Origin of the sequence: Anaerococcus jeddahensis (genome assembly GCF_001182725.1) — a bacterium.
In the GTDB taxonomy this organism is placed as follows: domain Bacteria; phylum Bacillota; class Clostridia; order Tissierellales; family Peptoniphilaceae; genus Anaerococcus; species Anaerococcus jeddahensis.
Genome location: NZ_CWHU01000004.1, coordinates 78,922 through 101,461, shown reverse-complemented (window position 1 = coordinate 101,461; position 22,540 = coordinate 78,922). Strand labels below are relative to the sequence as shown.

The following is a 22,540-nucleotide window of genomic DNA, read 5'->3' as shown; positions in this document are numbered from 1 at the left end:
ATATGTCTTTAATTATTAAAAATGCTAATTTATACGGTGAAAATATAGTAGATATTAAAATAAATGGAGAGAAGATAGAATCTATAGGGTGCAATCTTAATGATGACGAGTGTGAAATATATGATGCGAAAGAAAGACTAACTTTACCAGGAGGCGTAGATGTTCACACCCATATGTCTCTAGATTTAGGTAAATTTGTTGCTGTTGATGATTTTCACACAGGTACAAGAGCTGCTGCTTGTGGAGGAACTACAACAATAGTAGATCATATAGCTTTTGGATCTAAAGAAAGCTATTTTGATGAAATGATAAAAAAATATCATAAAATGGCAAAAGATTTAGCTATAATTGATTACTCTTTTCATGGAGCAATCCAAGATTCAAGAGATAAAACATTGGAATTAATGGAATCATATCATAAAAATGAAGGTATAGTTTCAACAAAAATATACACAACTTATGGTGGAAAACTTGATGATGATAAAATTTTAAAAATATTGAAAAAAGCTAAAGAAACTGGGACAGTAGTATGTGTTCATTGTGAAAATGATGGAGCAATTGCAGAATTAAGAGAAGAGGCAAAGTCAAAGAATGAGTTAGATCCTATTTATCACGCAAAAACTAGACCGGCTGAAACAGAAGCGGAAGCAATCAATAGACTAATTTATTTATCTGAAATAGCAGGATATCCTAAATTATATATAGTTCACACCTCAACGGAATTAGGTTTAAATGAAATAAAAAAGGCTAGAAAAAGAGGAGTTAAAAATTTATATTGTGAGACATGTACTCAATACTTGTTATTAGATGAGCAAAAATATATTGATGGCGGTAATTCTGAAGGAATAAAATATATTATGTCACCTCCTTTAAGAAAAAAATCTGATCAAAATGCTTTATGGCAAGGGATAATTGATGGTGAAGTTAATGTTGTAGCTACAGATCATTGTCCATTTTTTTATGAAACAGAGAAGTTACCTTATAAAGATAATTTTTATGATTGCCCAGGTGGAGCACCAGGTGTTGAAGAAAGATTAGAGCTGATACTATCAGAGGGGTTAAAAAGAGGAATAAGTCTTGATAGATTGATAGAGGTATTAATATCTAATCCAGCTAAAATATTTGGATTATATCCTAAAAAGGGAAATATTAACCCAAATAGTGATGCTGATATAATAATATTAGAAAAAGAAAAATATGTTATTAAACAAGAAAATAGACATTCAAATGTAGACTATACTTCATATGAGGGGTTTGAGTCCGATTATAAAGTTAAGACAGTATTGTGCAGAGGAAAGTTTGTATTATCAGAAGGGGAATATTTAGGAGTTCCTGGATATGGAAAATTTATAAAAAGAAAATTAGCTAAATAATTTTCAATAAAAATTTTGATAATATTAATATATGAGTTTTTAATTAAGTCTGTATTAAACAATAGAGCGATTTTAAGATTTAAACCTATTAAATTATCATATTATAATTAAGGAGTAAAAAAATGAGTGAATTTATGAGACCTATACCTTTTAAAGACCTAATTGATTGGGCTTTGGAAGAATATAAAAATGAAGGTTCTATTTTTGGAATTAAAAAGGAAAAATTCTACAAAAATGAATCGGGAAAAATGCTAAAAACAGTTTTTGGTGATGAAATTTCATCAGCAGTTGGTCCTGCAGCAGGTCCTCAATCTCAACTAGCCCAAAATATCCTAGCTTCATACCTAACAGGAGCAAGATTTATTGAGCTAAAAACAGTTCAAAAACTTGATGGAGAAGATATACAAAAGGCTGTTGCAAAACCATGTATAAACTCAGAAGATGAGTGTTATAACTGTGAGTGGTCAACAGAGCTTACAGTAAAAGAAGCTTATAACGAATATGTAAAAGCATATTTTGCAATAATTGCCTTGGCAAAAGAGTTAAATCTTTCTGATAAAAAAGATTTTGCCTACAATATGTCAGTAGGTTATGACCTTGAAGGAATAAAATCTGAAAAAGTTGATACATACATTGAAAATTTAAGAAATGCTAAAGATACTGATGTATTTAAAGAATGTAAGTCTTATCTTGAAGAAAACATTGATAAATTTTCAAACTTCAATAAAGAAGACATAGATAATATCAGCACAAATGTTTGTGATTCAATAACCCTTTCAACCCTCCACGGTTGTCCTGCAGAAGAAATTGAAAAAATTGCATCTTATTTAATAGACGATAAAAAAATGTCTACATTTATAAAATGTAACCCAACCATGTTAGGTTATGATTATGCAAGAAAAACCCTAGATGATATGGGCTTTGATTATATTTCTTTTACAGACCACCACTTTAAAAACGACCTTCAATATGAAGATGCGGTTGTTATGATTGAAAGATTATTAGATCTTGCAAAGAAAAATGACCTTGCTTTTGGAGTAAAACTTACAAATACTTTCCCAGTTGATGTAAAAAGAAATGAACTTCCAGCTGAAGAAATGTATATGTCAGGAAGATCTCTTCTTCCACTAACAGTTTCTATGGCAGCTATGCTTTCAGAAAAATTTGATGGAAAACTTCCGATTTCATATTCTGGTGGAGCTGATGCTAGAAATATTAAAGAAATTTTCAAAGCTTTGGGTCAACCAATTACAGTTGCAACAACAATTCTTAAGCCAGGTGGATATCTAAGATTTAACCAATTGGCAAAAGAAACTGAAGATTTATTAAGCAATGAACTTCACGATGTTGATGTTGAAAAAACTATAAAACTTAGAGATAAGACCATAAGTGAATGGGTTAATAATAAATTATATAGAGAAAAAGTTGGATCAAGAAAAACAAATTCACCTCTTCCACTTACAGATTGCTACAAGGCTCCTTGTAAGGATGGAGGATGTCCAATCGAACAACAAATTCCTGAATATTTAAAATTAGTTGCAGATGGAGAATATGATAAGGCAATTGAAGTTATTGCTATGGATAATACTGCTCCAACAATTTTGGGAGAGCTTTGTGCTCACTATTGTCAAGATCATTGTACAAGAGTTGACTACGAAAAGAGCCTTCAAATTAGAGAAATGAAACTAATTGCAGCTAATAAGGCTCAAGATAAATATTTAGAAAATATAAAAGAAGTAGATTTAAAATCAGATAAAAAAGTTCTTATTATAGGAGCAGGTCCTGGTGGAATTGCTGCAGCATCATATTTAAGAAGAAATGGTGTGGATGTAACTGTAAGAGAAAAATTATCAAAACCTTACGGAATTGTAAGCCACGTTATTCCTAAATTTAGAATTTCTGACGAACAAATTGAAAGAGATTACCAAATTGCTGTAAAACAAGGCGTAAAATTTGTTTTTGATTCTGAAGTAAAAGAATCTTACGAAGAATTGAAAAAAGATTATGATTATATAATTGCTGCCACAGGTGCTTGGGAGAAGGGAAGATCTCCAGTAAAAGAAGGAAGTGAAAATATTCTTGATGCACTTGATTTCTTATGGGATGTAAGAATGAATGGCAAGGCAGATGTTGGCAAAAAAGTTGCAGTTGTAGGTGCAGGAGATGTAGCTATGGATTGTACAAGAACTGCAGCTAGACTTGACGGAGTTGAAAGTGTGGCTTTGGTTTACAGAAGAACAGAAGCTTACATGCCTGCAACTCAAGAAGAAGTAAATGATGTAAAAGAAGAAGGCCACAAGATTTATGAACTAGTTGCCCCATACGCATATGATGGAAAAGTTTTAAAATGTGAAAAAATGGAACTTGGCGAATTTGATGAATCTGGAAGAAGATCAATTAATTCAACAGGAGAAAAACTTGACCTTGAATTTGATACAGTAATCGGAGCAACAGGAGCAAGAGTTGATACAAGTGCCTTCAAAGAAAATAATATTAACCTAGATGACTGGGGCAATGTAAAAACTACAGAAAATTATGAAACAAATATTGATAATGTCTATGTAATTGGAGATTGTAGAGCCGGAGCAAGTACTATTGTAAAAGCAATGGGCGAAGCTAAAGCGGTTTGCCTTGATATTTTATCAAAAGAAAATCTAGAAAATGATTTTGAAAAATTTGAAGAACTTGAAGATAATAAAATTATCTACGAAAAAAGAGGAAGACTTCAAGAAAAAATCGACAACGAAAACGAAGGCTATAGATGCTTAAAGTGTGATCAAATCTGTGAAATGTGTACAGAAGTTTGTCCAAACAGAGCAAATGTAGCTATAAAAGTTGAAGGATTTGAAAATCTTCACCAAATAATTCACTTAGATGGAATGTGTAACGAATGTGGAAACTGTGGATTCTATTGTCCACACGCAGGACGTCCTTATAAAGATAAACTTACAGTATTTTGGACAAAAGAAGACTTTGATGATTCAACAAACACAGGCTTCTTAAAAGAAGGTAATAAATATCTAGTTAGACTTGAAAATGGCAAAGTAATAGAAGTAGAAAACTTGGATGATTTGTCAGAAAATATGACAAAACTAATAAAAGCAATCGAAGAAAACTATGCTTATTATATTAAGCCAACAGAAATTTTAAACTCATAAGGAGATAAGATGATATTATCAAATTGCCTAATAATTACAAACGATGAAAACAATAATTTTTATGAAAACGGCGCAGTTTTTATCAAGGACAAACTAATAGAAGATGTTGGAGAAAATCAGGATATTTTAAATAAATATCCTGATGAAGAAGTAATTGATTTAAAAGGAAAACTTCTTATGCCAGGAATGATCTGTGCTCACTCACACATTTATTCAGCTTACGCAAGAGGAATGGCAGCTTCAAAACCAACAGATAATTTCTTTAATGTTTTAGAAAATTTATGGTGGGCTCTTGATAGGGAACTTACAACAGAAGATGTAAGATTAAATGCCCTAACAACTTACATGGAATCAATAGCAAACGGAGTTACAACAGTAATTGACCACCATTCAGGACCAAATTCTGTAGAAAATTCACTCTTTACCCTTGCAGATGCAGCAAAAGAAGTAGGAATTAGAACAAATCTTTGCTATGAACTTTCAGATCGTGATGGAGCTGAAATTAGAGATAGGGAAATAAAAGAAAACGTAGAGTGGATTAAACATTCTCTTAAAGAAAATGACGATATGCTAAGAGGATTATTTGGCCTTCACGCATCTTTTACCCTTTCAGATGAATCATTAGAAAAAGCTCTTGATGCATTGTATGGAATTTATAATGGCTTCCACGTTCACATTGCAGAAGGAATCGAAGACCAATGGGATTGCCAAAGAAAATATGGCAAAAGAATTGTAGAAAGACTAAATGATTTCGGCATAATAAATGAAAATACACTTGCTATTCACTGTGTTCATATAAACGGAAGAGAGATGGATATATTAAAGAAAAATAATACTCCAGTAATCTTTAACCCGGAATCAAATATGAACAACGCTGTAGGAGTTCCTCCAGTAAATAGATTTTTTGAAAAAGGATTAAAAGTAGGGCTTGGAACAGATGCTTATACAAATGACATGTTTGAATCAATGAAAGTTGCAAACATAATCCAAGCTCATAACACACAAGATCCAACAAAAGGATTTGGAGAAACCTTGGAAATGCAATTTAAAAATAACCCTGATATAGTTTCCCACTTCCTAAACAATGAAGTAGGAAGAATTAAAAAGGGAGCCTATGCAGATTTAATCACAATAAATTATGATCCATACACTCCAATCAACAAAGACAATTGGGGCGGACACAGTCTTTTCGGTTTAACAGGAAGACTTGTAAACGATACAATAATAAATGGAAAATTTGTTATGAAAGATAAAGTAATAACAACAGTTGATCAAGCAAAAATTCACGCAGATTCAAGACAAAGAGCTGCAAAAATTTGGAAAAATCTTTAAAATTTATTAAGCTAGTTTATTTTTTAAACTAGCTTAATAAAAAATATATTTAAAATATAAAATTATTTTAAAAAATCAAAAAATTTTTATGATATTATTTGTTTAATTTATAACAAAGTGTATTATAATGATAAGCTTAAAAATTTATTAAATGACACTTAGCAAATGTCAAAAAAACAAAAGGAGATGAAATGAAAAACGAAGAAAAAAATGCAAACACTTCCTTGTTTGATATGGATGCAAATCCCAGTTTGAAAAGGAGTTTGCCGATTGCCCTCCAACACTTGTTGGCAATGATTGTAGGAAATACTCTTCCGGCAATCGTTCTTACAGGACAATTAGCTAATACGGAATTTGCAATATCAGCCCAAGATGCAGTTTATTTAATTCAAGCGGGCATGTTTGTAGCAGCTATAGCAACATTTTTGCAATTATATCCAGTTTTTAAAGTTGGTGCAAAACTTCCGGTAATTATGGGAATAAGTTTTGCATATATTCCAGTTTTGACATCAATAGGAATAAAATATGGAATTGGAGCAGTCTATGGAGCTCAATTAGTCGGTGGTATTGTTGCCTTTATAGTAGGTATGAATATAAAAAGAATTTATAAATATTTTCCACCAATGGTTTCAGGAACTGTAGTTTTAACAATAGGACTTTCCCTTTATTCTGTTGCCTTAAATTATATGGCAGGAGGAAATGGAAATCCAAATCAAGGAGAATTGGTTTATTGGGGTGTAGCATTTTTAACTTTAGCAGTAACACTTTGCTGTAATATGTTTGGAAAAGGAATTATAAAACTTGCAGCTATTTTAATAGGAATTGGTGTAGGATATGTAGCATCAATATTTTTTGGAATAGTTCATTTTGATGGAGTAAAAGAAGCTGCTTGGCTAACCTTACCAAGAATAATGCCATTTAAATTAGAATTTCCAATCGATGCAGTAGTTACAATGTCAGTAATGTTTGTTGTAAATTCAATTCAAGCCGTAGGAGACTTATCTTCAACAACAGCTGGAGGTCTTAATAGAGTTCCAACAGGAGATGAGCTTGAAGGTGGAATAAAAGCAAATGGTATTGCTTCTGTAATAGGAGCTTTGATTGGTGGTATGCCAACAGCAACATACAGTCAAAACGTTGGAATAGTTTCACTTACAAAAGTTGTTGCAAGAAAAGTTTTTGCAATAACAGCAAGCCTTATTCTTGTTGCAGGATTTATTCCCAAATTTGGAGCTTTGATGCTATCAGTTCCACAGGCAGTAATAGGTGGAGCAACTATTACAGTTTTTGCACAAATTACAATGAGTGGAATGAAGCTGATAATGTCAGATGAAATGAGTTCAAGAAACGTAACAATAGTAGGACTAGGAATAGCCCTTGGTATGGGAATTGTTCAATTAGGCGATCATGCTTTAGCACAATTTCCAGAATGGTTTAGAATGGTATTTACATCATCTCCTGTAGTTATGGCAACTATAGTAGTATTTTTATTAAATATAATAATGCCAAAGAAAACTTTAGAACAAGAAGAAAAAGAAAGAAAAGAAATGGACGAAAAATAATTTAAAATTTAGCCTTATTTAATAAAATTATTTTAAATAAGGCTAAAAATTATTTTTTAAATTAAAATAAAAAAATATGCTTACACAAAGTAAGCCTTATAATTTTATAAAAAAAGAAAAGGAAAATTTTTATGGAAAAAGAAAAAAAATTTAGCGGACTTTTTAGTTTCGACGGAGAGGTAACTACAAAAGAGGCGTTGCCACTTGCCTTTCAACACGTTGTTGCAATGATTGCAGGTTGTATTACTCCACCATTAATGCTTGCTGGAGCAAGTGGACTTTCACCAAAAGATACAATTATTTTAATACAAATTGCCCTTATAGGCTCAGCACTTACATCATTGTTGATGATTTATCCAATTAAAATTGTAGGATCAAGACTTCCAATGATATTTGGAGTTTCATTTGCTTATGTACCAACTATGATTGCTCTAGCAAATCAATTTGGAGCACGAGGCCCCGTTGAAGTTGTTGCCATAGTATTGGGAGCACAAATCGTTGGTGGAATTTGTTCAATACTTTTTGGAATCGGATTAAAATACATAATGCCACTATTTCCACCACTTGTTTCAGGAACAGTAGTTTTAGTAATAGGTCTATCACTTTATCCTGTAGCTATGAATTATATGGGAGGAGCAGGAAGTGTAGAAGTTGCTGGCTGGGGAGCTTGGCAAAATTGGTTAGTTGGAGGAATAACTTTAATATTAGGACTAGGATTTACACATTTTGGAAAAGGAATGTTTAAACTAGCAAATGTATTATTTGCTATGATTATTGGATACATAATATCAATGTTTTTTGGAATGGTAGATTTTTCTCCGGTAAAAGAAGCAGGTTGGATTTCAGTTGTAGAACCACTTCACTTTGGAATTGCTTTTGAACCATCAGCAATAGTTTCAATCACAATCATTTTTATAGTAACAGCAATTGAAGGAATAGGGGATATGACTTCAACAACAGTAGGTGGTATGGATAGAATTCCTACACCAAAAGAATTAAGAGGTGGAATTATAGGATACGGTGTTGCAAACTTACTTGGAGCGATTTTTGGATGTCTTCCAACAGCAACATTCTCACAAAATGCTGGAATTGTTTCAATAAACAAGGTAGTAAATAAAAAAGTATTTACCATAGCCTCTTTGATAATTTTAATATCAGGACTTGTTCCAAAATTATCTTCAATACTTACAACAATTCCTTATCCAGTTTTGGGAGGAGCAACACTTTCAGTTTTTGCAGCTATAACAATGAACGGAGTTAGAATGATAACAAGCCAACCTCTAAGTGGAAGAAATACTTCAATAGTTGGAGTTTCTGTAGCTTTAGGTATTGGATTTACTACAGTTGCAGCAAGCGCACAAAATGCTGGCGTTTTCTTTATGCCAGAAGAATTAGCAGTAGCAATTGGATCATCACCAGTTGTACTTGCAACAATTTCTGCAGTATTAATGAATTTAATTATTCCAGAAAAAGAAGAAGACAAGGCGAAAGACGATTCGCTTGAAAATCTTGAGATTAAAGAATTAGAAGAAGAGTAAAAATAAAAAGCTTAAAATCTTTATATAAAATATATTTTTATTTGGATTATTTAAAAAGAATTATTTTAAATAAATTTCAAATAAAATTCACTATTTTTTAGGAAAATAAAGATTTTAAGCTTTATTTTTTTGCCAAATGAATAATAAATTAAAATTTTTAAAAAAATGAAAAAAATATGGGGGAAATTTGGAAAAAAATTTTTAAAAAAAATCTCTCAAAACCTTGAAAACGATTAGTCACTTGTGGTAATATATTATATACAATATACAATTACAAAGCTAAATGTAATTGATGTACATAAAAGGAAAATGCTTTAAAACATTTTAGGAGGTTAAAATGTACGTAGGAAAAAGTGTTAAAAGAGTTGACGCATATGATAAGGTAACAGGACGTGCAAAATATACAGAAGATTTAATCATTAACGGTGCTTATGTTGCTAAAGTTTTGCATTCAACAATCGGTCATGGAAAGGTTATCTTAATTGATACTAAAAAGGCTGAAGAGGTTGAGGGAGTTGTAAAAATTATTACTTGTTTTGATGTGCCAAAACATACTTTCCCAACTGCAGGTCACCCTTGGTCAACTGACAAAGGCCATCAAGATGTTGCTGATAGAAGATTATTAAATGAACATGTTAGATATTATGGCGACGATGTGGCTGTTGTTATTGCAGAAAATGAAGTTTCTGCAAGTCAAGCTTTGAAATTAATTGAAGTTGAATATGAAGAATATGAAGTTGTTTTGGATCCTATTGAATCTATGAATAATGGATTAAGACCAATTCACGATAAATTTCCTGATAATGTTTTAGGTCATACTAAAAATCATAGGGGAAATTATGAAGAGGCTATAAAAGAAGAAGGCCTTACAAAAGTTGAAGGCTGGTACGAAACTCCAATCGTTCAACATTCTCATATTGAAAATGGAATTGCTTGTGCTTATGAAGAGCAAGGAAAAATTGTTGTGATTGCTTCAACTCAAATTCCTCACATTGTAAGACGTGTTTGCGGTCAAGCTTTGGGAATTGGCTGGGGAAAAATTAGAGTTGTAAAACCATATATTGGTGGAGGTTTTGGTAACAAGCAAGATGCTTTGTATGAACCATTAGCAGCTTATCTTACAACTCAAGTTGGCGGTCATCCTGTAAAACTTGATACATCAAGAGAAGAAACTTTTGTTTCAACAAGAACAAGACACGCACAAAAACTTCATATCATTTCTTATGTAAGAGCTGATGGAACTTTTGCTGCAAGAAAATTGGAATTATTTTCTAACAACGGTGCTTATGCATCTCACGGCCATTCAATAGCTGCAAAGGGAACAAATTGTTTCCATCAATTATATCCTTGCGATAATACTCAAGCTGATGGTTATACAGTTTATACAAATCTTCCAACAGCAGGAGCTATGAGGGGATATGGAATTCCACAAACTATGTTTGCTTTTGAATCTCATCTTGACGATGTTGCAAAAGCTATGAATATGGATCCTTTGGAATTAAGAATTCAAAATATAATGCCAAAAGGATTTGTTGATGGTTTTTCAAGAAATGAAAATTATTATGATTCATTTAGAGAAGCAATGGCAGTTGGTAGAAAAGCAATTGACTATGATAAAAAGAAAGAAGAATATAAAAATCAAACTGGAAATATAAGAAGAGGAATAGGACTTGCAACATTTTGGTATAACACAGCAGTTTATCCAATTTCTCTAGAATCTTCTTCTTGTAGAATGGTTTTAAACCAAGACGGTTCAGTTCAAATGCAACTTGGAGAAACTGAAATCGGTCAAGGTGGAGATACAGCATTTTCACAAATGGCAGCAGATGCTATTGGTGTAAAAATGGAAGATGTTCATATAGTTTCAACTCAAGATACAGATGTAACTCCATTTGGTTTGGGAGCTTATGCTTCAAGACAAACTTTTGTTTCAAGTTTTTCTATTACAAATACTGCTAGAGTATTTAAAGAAAAAATATTAGATAGGGCAAGAAAAATTTTGGAATATACTCCTAACAATCTTGACCTTGTTGATAGTATGATAATTAGAAAAGTTGATAATAAACCACTAATGACTTTGGGCGAGCTTGCAACAGAAGCCTTGTATGATACTCGTGATAGTGAACATATTTCTGCTGAAGAAACTTATACAATAAGAAATAATGCTTTCTCATTTGGTTGTTCATTCGCAGAAGTTGAAGTTGATATTTCACTTGGAAAAGTTAAACTTCTAAGACTTATAAATGTTCACGATTGTGGTAGACTTATAAATCCTAGACTTGCTGAAGCTCAAGCTCACGGCGGAATGAGTATGGCAGTTGGATATGCTTTATCAGAAGAATTAAAATATAATGATAAGGGACAAATTTTAAATAATAATCTTCTTGATTATAAATTATCAACAACAATGGATCATCCACACTTTGAAGTTTACTTTATAGAAAATCCATCACCAGTTTCACCATTTAATACAAAATCACTTGGTGAACCACCAACTTGTTCTCCAGCTCCAGCAATAAGAAATGCAATTTTAAATGCAACAGGAGTACAAGTTAATAAATGTCCAATGACACCACACGTTTTGTTCCCACTTTTCAAAGAAGCTGGACTAATTGAAAATGACTACGAACAAGATATGGAATATGATGCTTAAAGGAGAAAAATTATGTATGATGTAAAAAGAATTTATGAAGCCTATACAATTGATGAGGCAATACAATTAAAAAAAGAACATCCTGAAGCAAGATATATAGCTGGTGGTTCTGATGTTTTGGTAAAAATTAGAGAAGGAAAAATGGCAGGCCTTGAGCTTATTTCACTTTATCTTATAGATGAGCTTAGGGGAGTTAGCATGGAAGAAGATGGAACAATTAGAATTGGTTCATTGACAAGCTTTACTCACATTACAAATGATCCAATAATTCAAAAATATATAAATACTTTGGGAGAAGCAGTTGACACTGCAGGTGGTCCTCAACTTAGAAATATTGCAACAATTGGTGGAAATATTTGTAATGCAGCTCCATCAGCAGATTCTTGTACAACAGTTATGGCTTATGATGCTATAATTGAATTAAAAGGCGAAAATGGCTACAGGGATGTTCCTGTAAAAGATTTTTATATAAAATATGCAACAGTGGACATAAGAGAAACTGAAATTGTTACAGCAATAAAAATTAAAAAAGAATCCTACGAAAATCATTACGGACACTATTTTAAATATGCAATGAGAAATGCTATGGATATAGCAACATCAACAGCATCAGCAAATGTAAAATTTGATGGAAATAATAAAGTAGAAGAAGTAAGAATATCTTATGGAGTTGCAGCAGCAATTCCAGTTAGAGCTTTTGAAGCAGAAAAAACTTTAGTAGGAAGAGAACTTACAGATAATAATATAAATGTATTTGCAAAAAAAGCCCTAGATGAATTATCTCCAAGAGATTCATGGAGAGCATCAAAAGCCCTAAGAACACAAATACTTTACGAAATAACCACAAGATGTTTAAAAGAAATTAGAAAAAAACATGAGGAGGGATTAAATGCATAGCAGAGAATATGGACCATACGGCCCAAAACCAGAAGAAAAACTACATTACGAACCTCAATATAAAATTGTAAAATGTAGAATTAATGGAATCAGGGTTACAAAAATGGTTGATGTGAGAGAATCACTTACAGATTTTTTGAGAAATGAATTTGCCCTTACAAGTGTAAAAAAAGGTTGCGAAGTTGGAGAATGTGGAGCTTGCGCAGTTTTAATTGACGGCGAAAGCTTTAACTCATGTATTTATCTTGCAATTTGGGCAGAAGGAAAAGATATTTGGACAACAGAAGGCCTAACAGCATCTGATGGTTCACTTTCAATTATCCAACAAGCCTTTGTAGATGAAGCAGCAGTTCAATGTGGTTTTTGTACACCAGGCTTTATAGTTTCTGCAACAGAAATAATAGCAAGAGGAAAATATTACACAATTGATGAGCTTAGAAAAGAATTGGCAAATCACATGTGTAGATGTACAGGTTACGAAAATATTTTAATAGCAGTACAAAAAGCAAACAATATTGAAAATGGTTTTGAAGAAATAGAAGAACATGTAGTAAATCAAATCAAAGAAGAAGATAAAAAAGATTATATGTAAAAAGCAGGTGAAGGCGTGTCTATATTGATTAAAAATGGAACTGTAGTTCTAGATGAAAAAATAGAAAATTTAGATATTTATATAGAAGATGAAAAAATCCAAAAAATTGGCAAAAATTTAAACCTAAGTGCTGAAAAAATTATTGATGCCAAAGATAAAATAGTTACGGCAGGTGGAGTAGACGTTCACACCCACATGTCTTTGGATTTGGGAAAATTTGTTGCTTGTGATGATTTTTATACAGGAACAATAGCAGCAAGTTATGGAGCAACAACTACCATTTGTGATCACATAGGAGCTTTGGAAAAAGGAGCAAGCCTTCACAAATTAATCGACCATTACCACGATATTGCAGACGGAAAAGCTGTCATAGATTATTCTTTTCACGGAGCAATGTATGAAGTAAATGATGATTTGATTGAAGAAATAGAAGAGTTAATGGATGGGGGAATCCCATCCATTAAAATCTATTCAACTTATGCTGGAAAACTTGAAGATGATGAAATCTTACGAGTTTTAAAAAAGGCAAAAGATCTTGGAACAATAATTTGTGTTCATTGTGAAAACGATGGACTAATAAAAGAATTAAGAAAAGAGGCGATTGAAGCTGGAAATCTTTCCCCAAAATATCACGCCCTAACAAGACCAAATGAAAGTGAGGCAGAAACAATAAATAGACTTGCCTATCTTTCAAAAGTTGCAGGTGATCCAAAACTTTATATAGTTCACACATCAACCAAAGAAGGACTTGATGAAATAAAAGCTGCAAGGGCGAGGGGACTAAAAAATATTTATTGTGAAACTTGCACCCAATACCTAGTCTATGATGAAAGTAAGTATATGGATAATCCAAACGAGGAAGCTGTTAAATATATTTGCGCACCTCCCCTTAGAAAAAAATTAGATATTGAAGCCTTGTGGGAGGGGATAAAAAATGGAGATGTAAATGTAATAGCAACTGACCATTGCCCATTTATCTATGAAAGTGAGAAAAAACCTTACGCTGATGATTTTACAAAAGCACCAGGAGGAATTCCTGGAGTTGAAGAGAGAATGGAAGTTGTTTTGACTGAAGGCTTAAAAAGAAATGTTCCATTAGAAAGATTGACAGAACTTTTATGCAAAAATCCAGCAGAAATTTTTGGATTTTCAAAATATAAGGGAAGTTTAGAAGAAAACAAAGACGCAGACATAGGAATATTTTCAAAAAAATCCTACACAATAAGAGAAAATAACAGACATTCAAGATGTGATTACACAAGTTATGAAGGATATGAAACTAAGGTGAAAGTTGATACTGTTATTTCAAGAGGAAAAATTATTTTGGATCAAGATGGATACTATGGCAAAGAGGGTATGGGTAAGTTTATAAAAAGAAAATTAAGATAAGGATATATAAATGACAAATAAAGAAACGATTTTAATAGGAAAAGAAATACAAGGGCAAGACCCATTTATTGTAAAGGTAAATGGGAAAAATTATAAGACGTATGAAGATAAATCTTTATTGAGATTTTTAAGAGACGATTTAAAATTGTTTTCAGTAAAGGATGGTTGTAGCCAAGGAGCTTGTGGAACTTGTACAGTTATAGTTGGAAATATTCACAAAAAAGCTTGTATAGTTAGGCTTTCAAAACTTAATGGAGAAGAAGTTATAACCAACGAAGGTCTATCTCAAAAAGAAAAAGATGCTTTTACATATGCTTTTACCAAGGCGGGAGCTGTCCAATGTGGATTTTGTATTCCTGGAATGGTAATGAGTGGAGCAAGTTTAATAAGAACAAATCCAGACCCAACAGAAAAAGAAATTAGAGAAGCTATCAAGGGAAATATTTGTAGGTGTACAGGCTACAAAAAAATCGTTGATGGAATAAGCCTTGCTGGAAAAATTTTAAGAGACGAAGAAGAAATAAAAGATGAAGAAAGCGATGCCTTTGTTGGAGCAAGAGCCGACAGAATTGACGCTAAAGAAAAAATTCTTGGAACAGGAATTTATGCAGATGATATAGAACTTCCAAATATGGCCTATGGTTCTTGTGTAAGAAGTAAATTCCCAAGAGCAAGACTTTTAAGTCTTGATACAAGCGAAGCAGAAAAACTTGATGGAGTTGTAGGAATTCTTACAGCAAAAGATTTACCGGTTCAAAACGTAGGACACATTCAAAGAGATTGGCCAGTATTTATTGATGTTGGACAAACAACAGCTTCCCTTGCAGATGCTTTTTGTTTTGTAGTTGCTGAAGATGAAAAAACTTTGGAAAAGGCAAAAAAACTTGTAAAAGTTGAGCTTGAAGAGTTAAAACCAGTAAGCTCAATCAAAGAAGCAATGGTAGAAGATGCCCCACAAGTTCACGAAGGCGTTGACAATCTTTGCCAACAAAGACATGTTTCTCGTGGAGATGCAAAAAAAGCTTTGGCGAATTCAAAATATACAGCAACATTTACTTACAAAACTCCACTTGGCGAACACGCTTTTCTTGAACCAGAATGTTGCGTGGCAGAACCATACAAGGATGGAGTAAGAGTTTATTCATCCGACCAATCAGTTTATGATACAAGAAGAGAATTGTCAATTATGTTTGATTGGGAAGATACTCCAGAAAGAATTGTCGTAGTAAATCCATTTGTCGGCGGAGGATTTGGTGGAAAAGAAGACATGAGTGTTCAGCCACCAGCAGCTCTTGCAGCTTACCTTTTCAAAAGACCAGTAAAACATAAATTTACAAGAGATGAATCATTAAGATGGCATCCAAAACGCCACCCAATGGAAGGAACATTTACAATCGGCTGTGATGAAAATGGAATTTTCCAAGGAATGGAATGTGAAATTTATTTTGATACAGGAGCTTATGCATCACTTTGTGGACCAGTTTTGGAAAGAGCTTGTACACATTCAGTAGGTCCTTACAATTATCAAAATACAGATATAAAAGGCTACGGATATTATACAAATAATCCTACAGCAGGAGCTTTTAGAGGATTTGGAGTTTGCCAATCAAATTTTGCAATGGAATCAAATATAAATATTTTGGCAGAAAAAGTTGGAATTTCTCCTTGGGAAATAAGATATAGAAATGCAATAAAACCAGGCGAAGTTCTTCCAAACGGACAAATCGCTGACAGATCAACTGCCCTTGTTGAATGTCTTGATGCCGTAAAAGATATTTATGAAAAAAATAAAGACCATGCAGGAATTGCAGTTGCTATGAAAAACGCCGGAGTTGGTGTTGGACTAAAAGATATTGGTAGGGTAAAAATTGTTGTTGATGGTGATATGGTAAAAGTATTTTCTGGAGCAACTTGTATAGGCCAAGGTGTTGGTACAATTATTTTACAAATGGTTGGAAAGGCGACAGGTCTTCCTTATCACAAGATAAAAGTTATGCCACCAAATACTTTGACAAGTCCAGATTCTGGAACAACATCAGGTTCAAGACATACTCTTATAACTGGTGAGGCTGCTAAAAAATGTGCAGAAAAACTTGCCAAAGATTTAGAAAATCATAGCCTTGAAGAGCTTGATAAAAAAGAATATTTTTATGAATATGATGATCCAACAGATCCACTTGGATCAGATAAACCAAATCCAAAATCACATATTGCCTACGGTTTTGCAGCTCACGTTGTAGTTTTGGATGATGATGGAAAAGTTACAGATGTTTATGCTGCTCACGATTCTGGAAAAGTTGTAAATCCTACAACAATTGAAGGGCAAATCGAAGGTGGAGTCATAATGAGTCTCGGTTATGCTTTGACAGAAGATTTGAAAGTTCAAAATTCTGTTTTAAAAGCAAAATATGGAACAATGGGCTTGTGGAAAGCACCGGATGCTCCAAATATTCATACGATTTTAATTGAAAAAGACGAATTATTAGACCTTGCCTATGGGGCAAAAGGAATTGGAGAAATTGCAACAATTCCTACAGCGCCAGCAGTCCAAGGAGCATATTATGCAAAAGATCACGATTTAAGATTAGAACTTCCATTAAGAGATACAGCTTATAGCAAAAAGAAAAAGAAAATTATAAAGAAATAGGAGAATAAAGGATTGTGAATTTCACAGTACCAGAGTGTCGACAAAATATAGATTTAAGCAATATTTTATTTTAAAATAAAATAAAGCTAGAACCCATCTCGAGCGTAGTCGAGAGATCTCTTTGGATCTCTCCGTTCGTTCGCTTCAAAAACATTAAAACTCGTTTGCTTTACAAACTTTTCGTGCTTTCACACTTAGTTTTAGGGATGATTGTGCCAACTCAAGGCACAATCATCTAGTCGAGATGGGTTGCGTCGTAATTTATTATTAAATTGTTAATGAATTACTGAAAAGATTTTGTAAGCTCTGAGACTGTGTCTTTCACAGTCCTTAATTTTTATTATTATGGAAAAAAATTTAGATGAGATATTAAAAATTAAAAAAAATGATGTGATTTCTATTACAGGATCTGGGGGCAAGACTTCTCTTATGTTTTATCTTGCAAATATTTTAAAGAAAAAGGGTTCGGTTTTAATAACTACATCTACAAAAATAAAAGTTCCAGATAAAGACCAAGTCGACGAGCTTTTTTTATCTTTTGAATCTTATGAAAAAAAAGATTATAAAAATAAGATTGTAGGAATTGGTCAAAAACTTGATGGACTTAATAAATTAAAGTCTATTGGTGAAAATAATTTAAAAATTATCGCAAAAGACTTTGATTATATTATAATAGAAGCAGATGGATGTAGAAATCTTCCCCTAAAATTTTGGAAAGAATTTGAGCCAGTTATTTATGATTTTTCAAATAAAGTTATTGGAATTTTTTCTATAAAAGTTTATGGCAAAGAAATTTCTTCTGATTTTATTTATAATTTTGATGAATTTAGGGCAAATATTAAAAATGATTCTATAAATGAAGAAGTTTTTGAAAAACTTATAAAAGCTGGAATTTTCGGAAATTTTGGTGGGGAAAAATTTGTTTTCTTTAATCAAGCTGATAGGCTTTTTGAAAAAAATCAGGCAAAAAGGGTAATAGATTATTTGAAAGAGAAAATAGATTTAAATTATTTTTACGGATCAATTTTAAAGGAGAAATATTATGAAAATTAGTGCAATTATTATGGCGTCTGGCCTTTCAAAGAGAATGGGAGAAAATAAACTTTTACTAGATTTTAAGGGTGATAAACTTTATGAATGGACTTTTGATTTGGTAGAAGAAATTGATTTTGATGATGTTATCCTTGTTTCATCTTATGATGAAATTCTTGATGATGCTAAAAAAAGAGGATTTAAGGCGATTTTCAATGACAACAACGAGGTTGGAAAATCTGCATCAATAAAGCTTGGAGTTTTAAATTGTGACAAGGATTCTGCTATGATGTTTTTTGTAGCTGACCAACCTTTATTAAAAGTTGAAACTGTAAATAAATTAATTGAAAAATATAAGGAAAATGAACTTATTACCTATCCAAGAACTGAAAAAAGAAGAGGAGCTCCTGTAATTTTTTCACCAGAATACAGGGAAGGGCTTTTGTCTTTAGATTTTGACCAAGGCGGAATGATTTTGGTTAAGGATGATAATAAAAATGAAGTTAAAATTGATGATGTCAAAGAATTATGGGATATTGACACCTACAAAAATTTGGAGGAGTTAGAAGATGCCTCTAAATAATATAGTAGTTTTTAGGGGCGGCGGCGATGTTGCGACTGGATCTATTCAAAAATTATTTAGGACTGGTTTTAAGGTTTTGGTTTTGGAGATGGAAAAACCTCTTTGTATAAGAAGATATGTTTCAGCAGCCCAAGCAATTTTTGATGGTGAAATTAAAATTGAAGATTTTACTGCAAGAAAGGTGGAAAATATTGACCAAATCAAAAGAGCTTGGGATGAAAATGTAGTTCCAGTTTATGTTGATCCAAAAGGTGAAATTTTAAAAGAAATAAAACCTATGGCTGTAGTTGATGGAACTCTTGCCAAAAAAAATATTGGAACAAATAAAAATATGGCAGATATTACAATAGCTCTTGGACCAGGATATGAGGCTGGTGTTGATGTTGATTATGTAATTGAAACAAACAGGGGCCATGACCTTGGTAGGTTAATTTTTGAAGGTTTTGCTGAAAAAAACACAGGAATTCCTGGAAATATTAAAGGGTTTACAAGTGAAAGAATTTTAAGAGCAGTAGATGAGGGAGAAATCCAAGTTATTGAAGATATAGGATCTATTGTAAAAAAAGACCAAGTTGTGGCTTTAGTAAATGGAAAAGAAATAAAATCAAAGCTTGATGGAATGGTTAGGGGCATGATTGGAAATGGATCTTTTGTTACAAAGGGTTTAAAAATTGGAGATGTTGATCCAAGAGTTATTCCAAAAAATGCAAAAACTATTTCTGATAAGGCAAGACTAATTGGAGGAGGCTGCCTTGAAGCTATTCTTATAGGAAGAAGGAGAATTGAAAATGGACATACAAATTCTTAAAGATATTGTAGAAAGACTTGATAAAGGAGAAAATGTTGCCTTGGTAATTCTTACAGAAACCAAGGGTTCAGCTCCGGGCAAGGATAATTCTTCTATGGCAGTTTTTGAAAATGGAGAAATTTCTGGGACAATCGGAGGCGGTCCTATTGAATTTGACCTTATAAAACAAGCAAAAAAAGCCTTGGAAGATGATGAAGAAAGATCTTTTGATTATACTTTAAATGAAAAGCAAGAGGTGAAAATGTCTTGTGGAGGAAGAAACAAGGGTTATATAAAAATTTTTAGGGCAAATCCCAGTTTAATTATTTTTGGGGCAGGCCACGTTGGACAAAAGCTTGCAAGGGTTGCTGTAAATACAAATTTTGATGTAACTGTAGTTGACAAAAGAGAAGATTTCAAAGATAAAAAAGATTTGGAGAATATAAGAGAATTTGTAATTTCAAATCCAAAAGATTTTGCTTCAAGTCACAAATTTAATAAAAACACCTATATTTTAATTTGTACACCAGATTATGATGAGGAAGTTTTGGAAAATGTAATCGATAAAGACTATAAATTTCTCGGCATGATTGGGTCAAAAAGAAAGGTGAAAAGAGTTTTTGATAATTTGAAAGAAAAGGGCATAAAAGAAGACTTAATCAAAAAAGTCCATGCCCCAGTAGGCTATGATATTGATGATGGAAGTGTTGAAGAAATTGCAATTTCAATTTTATCCTTGATGATTTCAATAAAAAACAATAAAGTAATAGAAAAATAAAAATATTCACAAACCATAAATTATCTATTGGTTTGTGATTTTTTTGAAAAAAATGAGGGAGACTTTATGCTGAAAAAAATAAAAGTAGAAGATGCAGTGGGTCATGTGCTTTTTCATGATTTAACTGGAATAAAAGCTGGAGGATTTAAGGGGGTTCTTTTTAAAAGAGGCCATGTAATTCAAAAAGAAGATATAGAAAAATTAAAAGATATAGGCAAGGAAAATTTATTTGTCGGTGAACTTGACCCAGGTTTTGTCCACGAAGAAGATGCAATAAGGGAAGTTGCTGATGACTTGATTGGAGAAAATATTTCTTATACAAAGCCCTCAGAAGGAAAAATCGGCTTTAAAAGTAAGACCTACGGACTTTTTCTTATAAATAGAAAAGGACTTTTTGACCTAAATATGGAGGGGGACTATACCTTTGCAACAATTCCTTCTTATTCAATTGTAAATGAGGGAGATAATTTAGTTGGAGGAAGGATTGTGCCTCTTTTTACTGAAGAAAATCAGGTTCAAAATATTAAAAGAATTGCCAAAAAATATGAGCCGATTTTTCAGGTTAAGAAATTTCAAAAATTAAAAGTTGGAGTAATTATTACTGGAAATGAAGTTTTTACAGGAAGAATAAAAGATATGTTTGAGCCTGTAATTAGGGAAAAATTATCTCATTTTGATCACGAATTACTTGGAATTGAAAAATGTCCGGATGATAGGGAATATATAGAAAAAATTTGTAGAAAATATCTTGAAAAAGATGCAGACCTTGTAGTATTTTCTGGGGGAATGAGTGTAGATCCTGACGATATAACCCCTTCAACCATAAAAGATTTATCCGATAAATTTATTATTCAAGGCATGCCAGTTCAACCTGGAAATATGCTTACAGTAGGCATGAAGGGAAAAACTTATTTGGTTGGAGTTCCTGGAGCAAGTATGCACGCAAAATTTACAAGTTTTGATATGTTTTTGCCAAGAATTTTTGCAAAAATCGACCTTAAAAAAGAAGATTTTATAGAACTTGGAGAAGGAGGGCTTTTAAACAGATAATGCTAGAAATTTCAGAAAAATCTTTAGAAGAAATAATAAAAATCAGACACGATATCCACATGCACCCAGAAGTTTCAGAAAATGAATTTAGGACAACAAAAATCATAAGGGACTATCTGGAAAAAATTGATGGGATAGAAATTATAGATTTTCCAATAAAAACTGGCTTAATTGCAAGGCTTAATACTGGAAAAAATGGGGAAGTTATTGGTCTTAGGGCAGATATTGATGCTCTTTTACAAAAAGAAGAAACAGAAATTTCCTACAAATCAAAAAATGATAAGGTGATGCACGCTTGTGGCCACGATTATCACACTTCGGTTGTTCTTGCCATCGCAAAACTTTTATCCGAAAATAAGGAAAAATTAAAAGGCGATGTGGTTTTCATTTTCCAAAGAGCAGAAGAAATAACGACAGGTGCCAAGGAATATTTGGATAAGGGGCTTTTTGAAAAAGTAAAAATTGACAAGATTTTGGGCCTTCACAATTGGCCAGAAATTGATTATGGCAAGGTGATTTTAAAAAAAGGTCCTCTTATGAGCACAAAGGTTAATTTTAAAATTGAAATTATAGGAAAAGGCCAACACGGGTCTATGCCACATTTAAACATTGACCCAATAGTTTGTGCATCAAACATAGTAATGGCCCTTCAAACAATTATTTCAAGAAATACAAATCCATTTGACTCCACAGTTTTGTCAGTAAATTCTATAAATGGAGGCTCAGAAAACAATTTAGTTGTAGACAGGACCCATCTTTCAGCAACAATTAGGTCCCTTTCAGAAAAATCTCTTGAAAAATCTGTAAAAAGAATGGAAGAAATTGTAAAAAATATAGCCGAAGCTTATGGATGTAAGTATGAAATAAATTACACAGAAAAAATCCCCCTAGTATTTAATCCAGAAGAAATGTACGAAAAAGTTTTAAAATCAGCAGAAAAAATTTTGGGAGAAGAAAACATAATAAAAGACGGACAAACCATGGCAAGCGAAGATTTTGCCTTTTATATGGAAAAAGTCCCAGGATTTTTCTATTGGTTTGGAAGTGGAGAAGAAAACCACAAAAAAGAAGCCCTCCACAGCAAAAATTTCTACTGCTCAGATTTGGCGATAAAGCCCGCAGTAGAAGTCATGGCAAATGCAGTTTTGGATTTACAAAAATAGGAGAGG

Annotated in this window: 16 protein-coding genes; all 16 read left to right on the top strand. The window is 32.5% G+C overall.

Features of this window, described 5'->3' with window-relative positions; translation table 11 throughout:
• The first annotated feature begins 2 nt into the window (after nt 1-2).
• Nucleotides 3-1,373 carry a dihydropyrimidinase gene (gene hydA / locus BN2087_RS01640; RefSeq protein WP_049690164.1) on the top strand — a complete coding sequence of 457 codons (1,371 nt, stop codon included), beginning with the start codon at nt 3-5 and terminating at the stop codon, nt 1,371-1,373.
• Between the two features lie 122 nt (nt 1,374-1,495).
• Nucleotides 1,496-4,531, top strand: coding sequence for a putative selenate reductase subunit YgfK (ygfK, locus tag BN2087_RS01635; RefSeq protein ID WP_049690163.1), 3,036 nt, complete (start codon nt 1,496-1,498; stop codon nt 4,529-4,531).
• Between the two features lie 9 nt (nt 4,532-4,540).
• Nucleotides 4,541-5,863 carry a putative aminohydrolase SsnA gene (ssnA, locus tag BN2087_RS01630; RefSeq protein WP_049690162.1) on the top strand — a complete coding sequence of 441 codons (1,323 nt, stop codon included), beginning with the start codon at nt 4,541-4,543 and terminating at the stop codon, nt 5,861-5,863.
• Nucleotides 5,864-6,054: 191 nt separating this feature from the next.
• Nucleotides 6,055-7,425, top strand: a complete 1,371-nt coding sequence (locus tag BN2087_RS01625; RefSeq protein WP_049690161.1) for a uracil-xanthine permease family protein — start codon at nt 6,055-6,057, stop codon at nt 7,423-7,425.
• Nucleotides 7,426-7,556: 131 nt separating this feature from the next.
• Entirely contained in the window at nt 7,557-8,963 is a 1,407-nt protein-coding gene (locus BN2087_RS01620; RefSeq protein WP_049690160.1) for a uracil-xanthine permease family protein, read from the top strand.
• A gap of 337 nt (nt 8,964-9,300) precedes the next feature.
• Nucleotides 9,301-11,616 carry a xanthine dehydrogenase subunit XdhA gene (xdhA, locus tag BN2087_RS01615; RefSeq protein ID WP_049690159.1) on the top strand — a complete coding sequence of 772 codons (2,316 nt, stop codon included), beginning with the start codon at nt 9,301-9,303 and terminating at the stop codon, nt 11,614-11,616.
• Nucleotides 11,617-11,628: 12 nt separating this feature from the next.
• Entirely contained in the window at nt 11,629-12,513 is an 885-nt protein-coding gene (xdhB, locus tag BN2087_RS01610; protein ID WP_049690158.1) for a xanthine dehydrogenase subunit XdhB, read from the top strand.
• Nucleotides 12,506-13,105 carry a xanthine dehydrogenase subunit XdhC gene (xdhC, locus tag BN2087_RS01605; RefSeq protein ID WP_049690157.1) on the top strand — a complete coding sequence of 200 codons (600 nt, stop codon included), beginning with the start codon at nt 12,506-12,508 and terminating at the stop codon, nt 13,103-13,105. The genes xdhB and xdhC overlap by 8 nt, the downstream gene beginning before the upstream one ends.
• Before the next feature lie 15 nt (nt 13,106-13,120).
• Entirely contained in the window at nt 13,121-14,494 is a 1,374-nt protein-coding gene (gene hydA / locus BN2087_RS01600) for a dihydropyrimidinase (protein WP_049690156.1), read from the top strand.
• A 10-nt stretch (nt 14,495-14,504) separates the two neighbouring features.
• Entirely contained in the window at nt 14,505-17,141 is a 2,637-nt protein-coding gene (gene xdh, locus BN2087_RS01595; protein WP_209320237.1) for a selenium-dependent xanthine dehydrogenase, read from the top strand.
• 345 nt (nt 17,142-17,486) lie between these two features.
• Nucleotides 17,487-18,194: a selenium cofactor biosynthesis protein YqeC gene (yqeC, locus tag BN2087_RS01590; RefSeq protein ID WP_082144159.1), complete on the top strand. Its 708-nt coding sequence runs from the start codon at nt 17,487-17,489 to the stop codon at nt 18,192-18,194.
• Nucleotides 18,184-18,756 (top strand): nucleotidyltransferase family protein, encoded by a 573-nt coding sequence (locus BN2087_RS01585; RefSeq protein ID WP_049690155.1) that lies wholly within the window; start codon nt 18,184-18,186, stop codon nt 18,754-18,756. The genes yqeC and BN2087_RS01585 overlap by 11 nt, the downstream gene beginning before the upstream one ends.
• Nucleotides 18,743-19,564, top strand: coding sequence for a selenium-dependent molybdenum cofactor biosynthesis protein YqeB (gene yqeB, locus BN2087_RS01580; RefSeq protein ID WP_049690154.1), 822 nt, complete (start codon nt 18,743-18,745; stop codon nt 19,562-19,564). Before BN2087_RS01585 ends, yqeB begins: the two co-directional genes overlap by 14 nt.
• Complete coding sequence (locus BN2087_RS01575; RefSeq protein ID WP_049690153.1) at nt 19,545-20,321, top strand: XdhC family protein; 777 nt, start codon at nt 19,545-19,547, stop codon at nt 20,319-20,321. The genes yqeB and BN2087_RS01575 overlap by 20 nt, the downstream gene beginning before the upstream one ends.
• Nucleotides 20,322-20,387: 66 nt before the next feature.
• A complete protein-coding gene (locus tag BN2087_RS01570; protein WP_049690152.1) occupies nt 20,388-21,371 on the top strand; it encodes a molybdopterin-binding protein in 984 nt (327 codons plus the stop codon).
• On the top strand, nt 21,371-22,534 hold the full coding sequence (locus BN2087_RS01565; protein WP_049690151.1) for a M20 metallopeptidase family protein: 1,164 nt from the start codon (nt 21,371-21,373) through the stop codon (nt 22,532-22,534). Before BN2087_RS01570 ends, BN2087_RS01565 begins: the two co-directional genes overlap by 1 nt.
• Nucleotides 22,535-22,540 lie beyond the last annotated feature (6 nt).

What these genes read in the sequence shown, in the direction of transcription:
- hydA (WP_049690164.1), top strand. Translation starts at nt 3, where the DNA reads ATGTCTTTAATTATTAAAAATGCTAATTTATACGGTGAAAATATAGTA.
- ygfK (WP_049690163.1), top strand. Translation starts at nt 1,496, where the DNA reads ATGAGTGAATTTATGAGACCTATACCTTTTAAAGACCTAATTGATTGG.
- ssnA (WP_049690162.1), top strand. Translation starts at nt 4,541, where the DNA reads ATGATATTATCAAATTGCCTAATAATTACAAACGATGAAAACAATAAT.
- BN2087_RS01625 (WP_049690161.1), top strand. Translation starts at nt 6,055, where the DNA reads ATGAAAAACGAAGAAAAAAATGCAAACACTTCCTTGTTTGATATGGAT.
- BN2087_RS01620 (WP_049690160.1), top strand. Translation starts at nt 7,557, where the DNA reads ATGGAAAAAGAAAAAAAATTTAGCGGACTTTTTAGTTTCGACGGAGAG.
- xdhA (WP_049690159.1), top strand. Translation starts at nt 9,301, where the DNA reads ATGTACGTAGGAAAAAGTGTTAAAAGAGTTGACGCATATGATAAGGTA.
- xdhB (WP_049690158.1), top strand. Translation starts at nt 11,629, where the DNA reads ATGTATGATGTAAAAAGAATTTATGAAGCCTATACAATTGATGAGGCA.
- xdhC (WP_049690157.1), top strand. Translation starts at nt 12,506, where the DNA reads ATGCATAGCAGAGAATATGGACCATACGGCCCAAAACCAGAAGAAAAA.
- xdh (WP_209320237.1), top strand. Translation starts at nt 14,505, where the DNA reads ATGACAAATAAAGAAACGATTTTAATAGGAAAAGAAATACAAGGGCAA.
- yqeC (WP_082144159.1), top strand. Translation starts at nt 17,487, where the DNA reads ATGGAAAAAAATTTAGATGAGATATTAAAAATTAAAAAAAATGATGTG.
- BN2087_RS01585 (WP_049690155.1), top strand. Translation starts at nt 18,184, where the DNA reads ATGAAAATTAGTGCAATTATTATGGCGTCTGGCCTTTCAAAGAGAATG.
- yqeB (WP_049690154.1), top strand. Translation starts at nt 18,743, where the DNA reads ATGCCTCTAAATAATATAGTAGTTTTTAGGGGCGGCGGCGATGTTGCG.
- BN2087_RS01575 (WP_049690153.1), top strand. Translation starts at nt 19,545, where the DNA reads ATGGACATACAAATTCTTAAAGATATTGTAGAAAGACTTGATAAAGGA.
- BN2087_RS01570 (WP_049690152.1), top strand. Translation starts at nt 20,388, where the DNA reads ATGCTGAAAAAAATAAAAGTAGAAGATGCAGTGGGTCATGTGCTTTTT.
- BN2087_RS01565 (WP_049690151.1), top strand. Translation starts at nt 21,371, where the DNA reads ATGCTAGAAATTTCAGAAAAATCTTTAGAAGAAATAATAAAAATCAGA.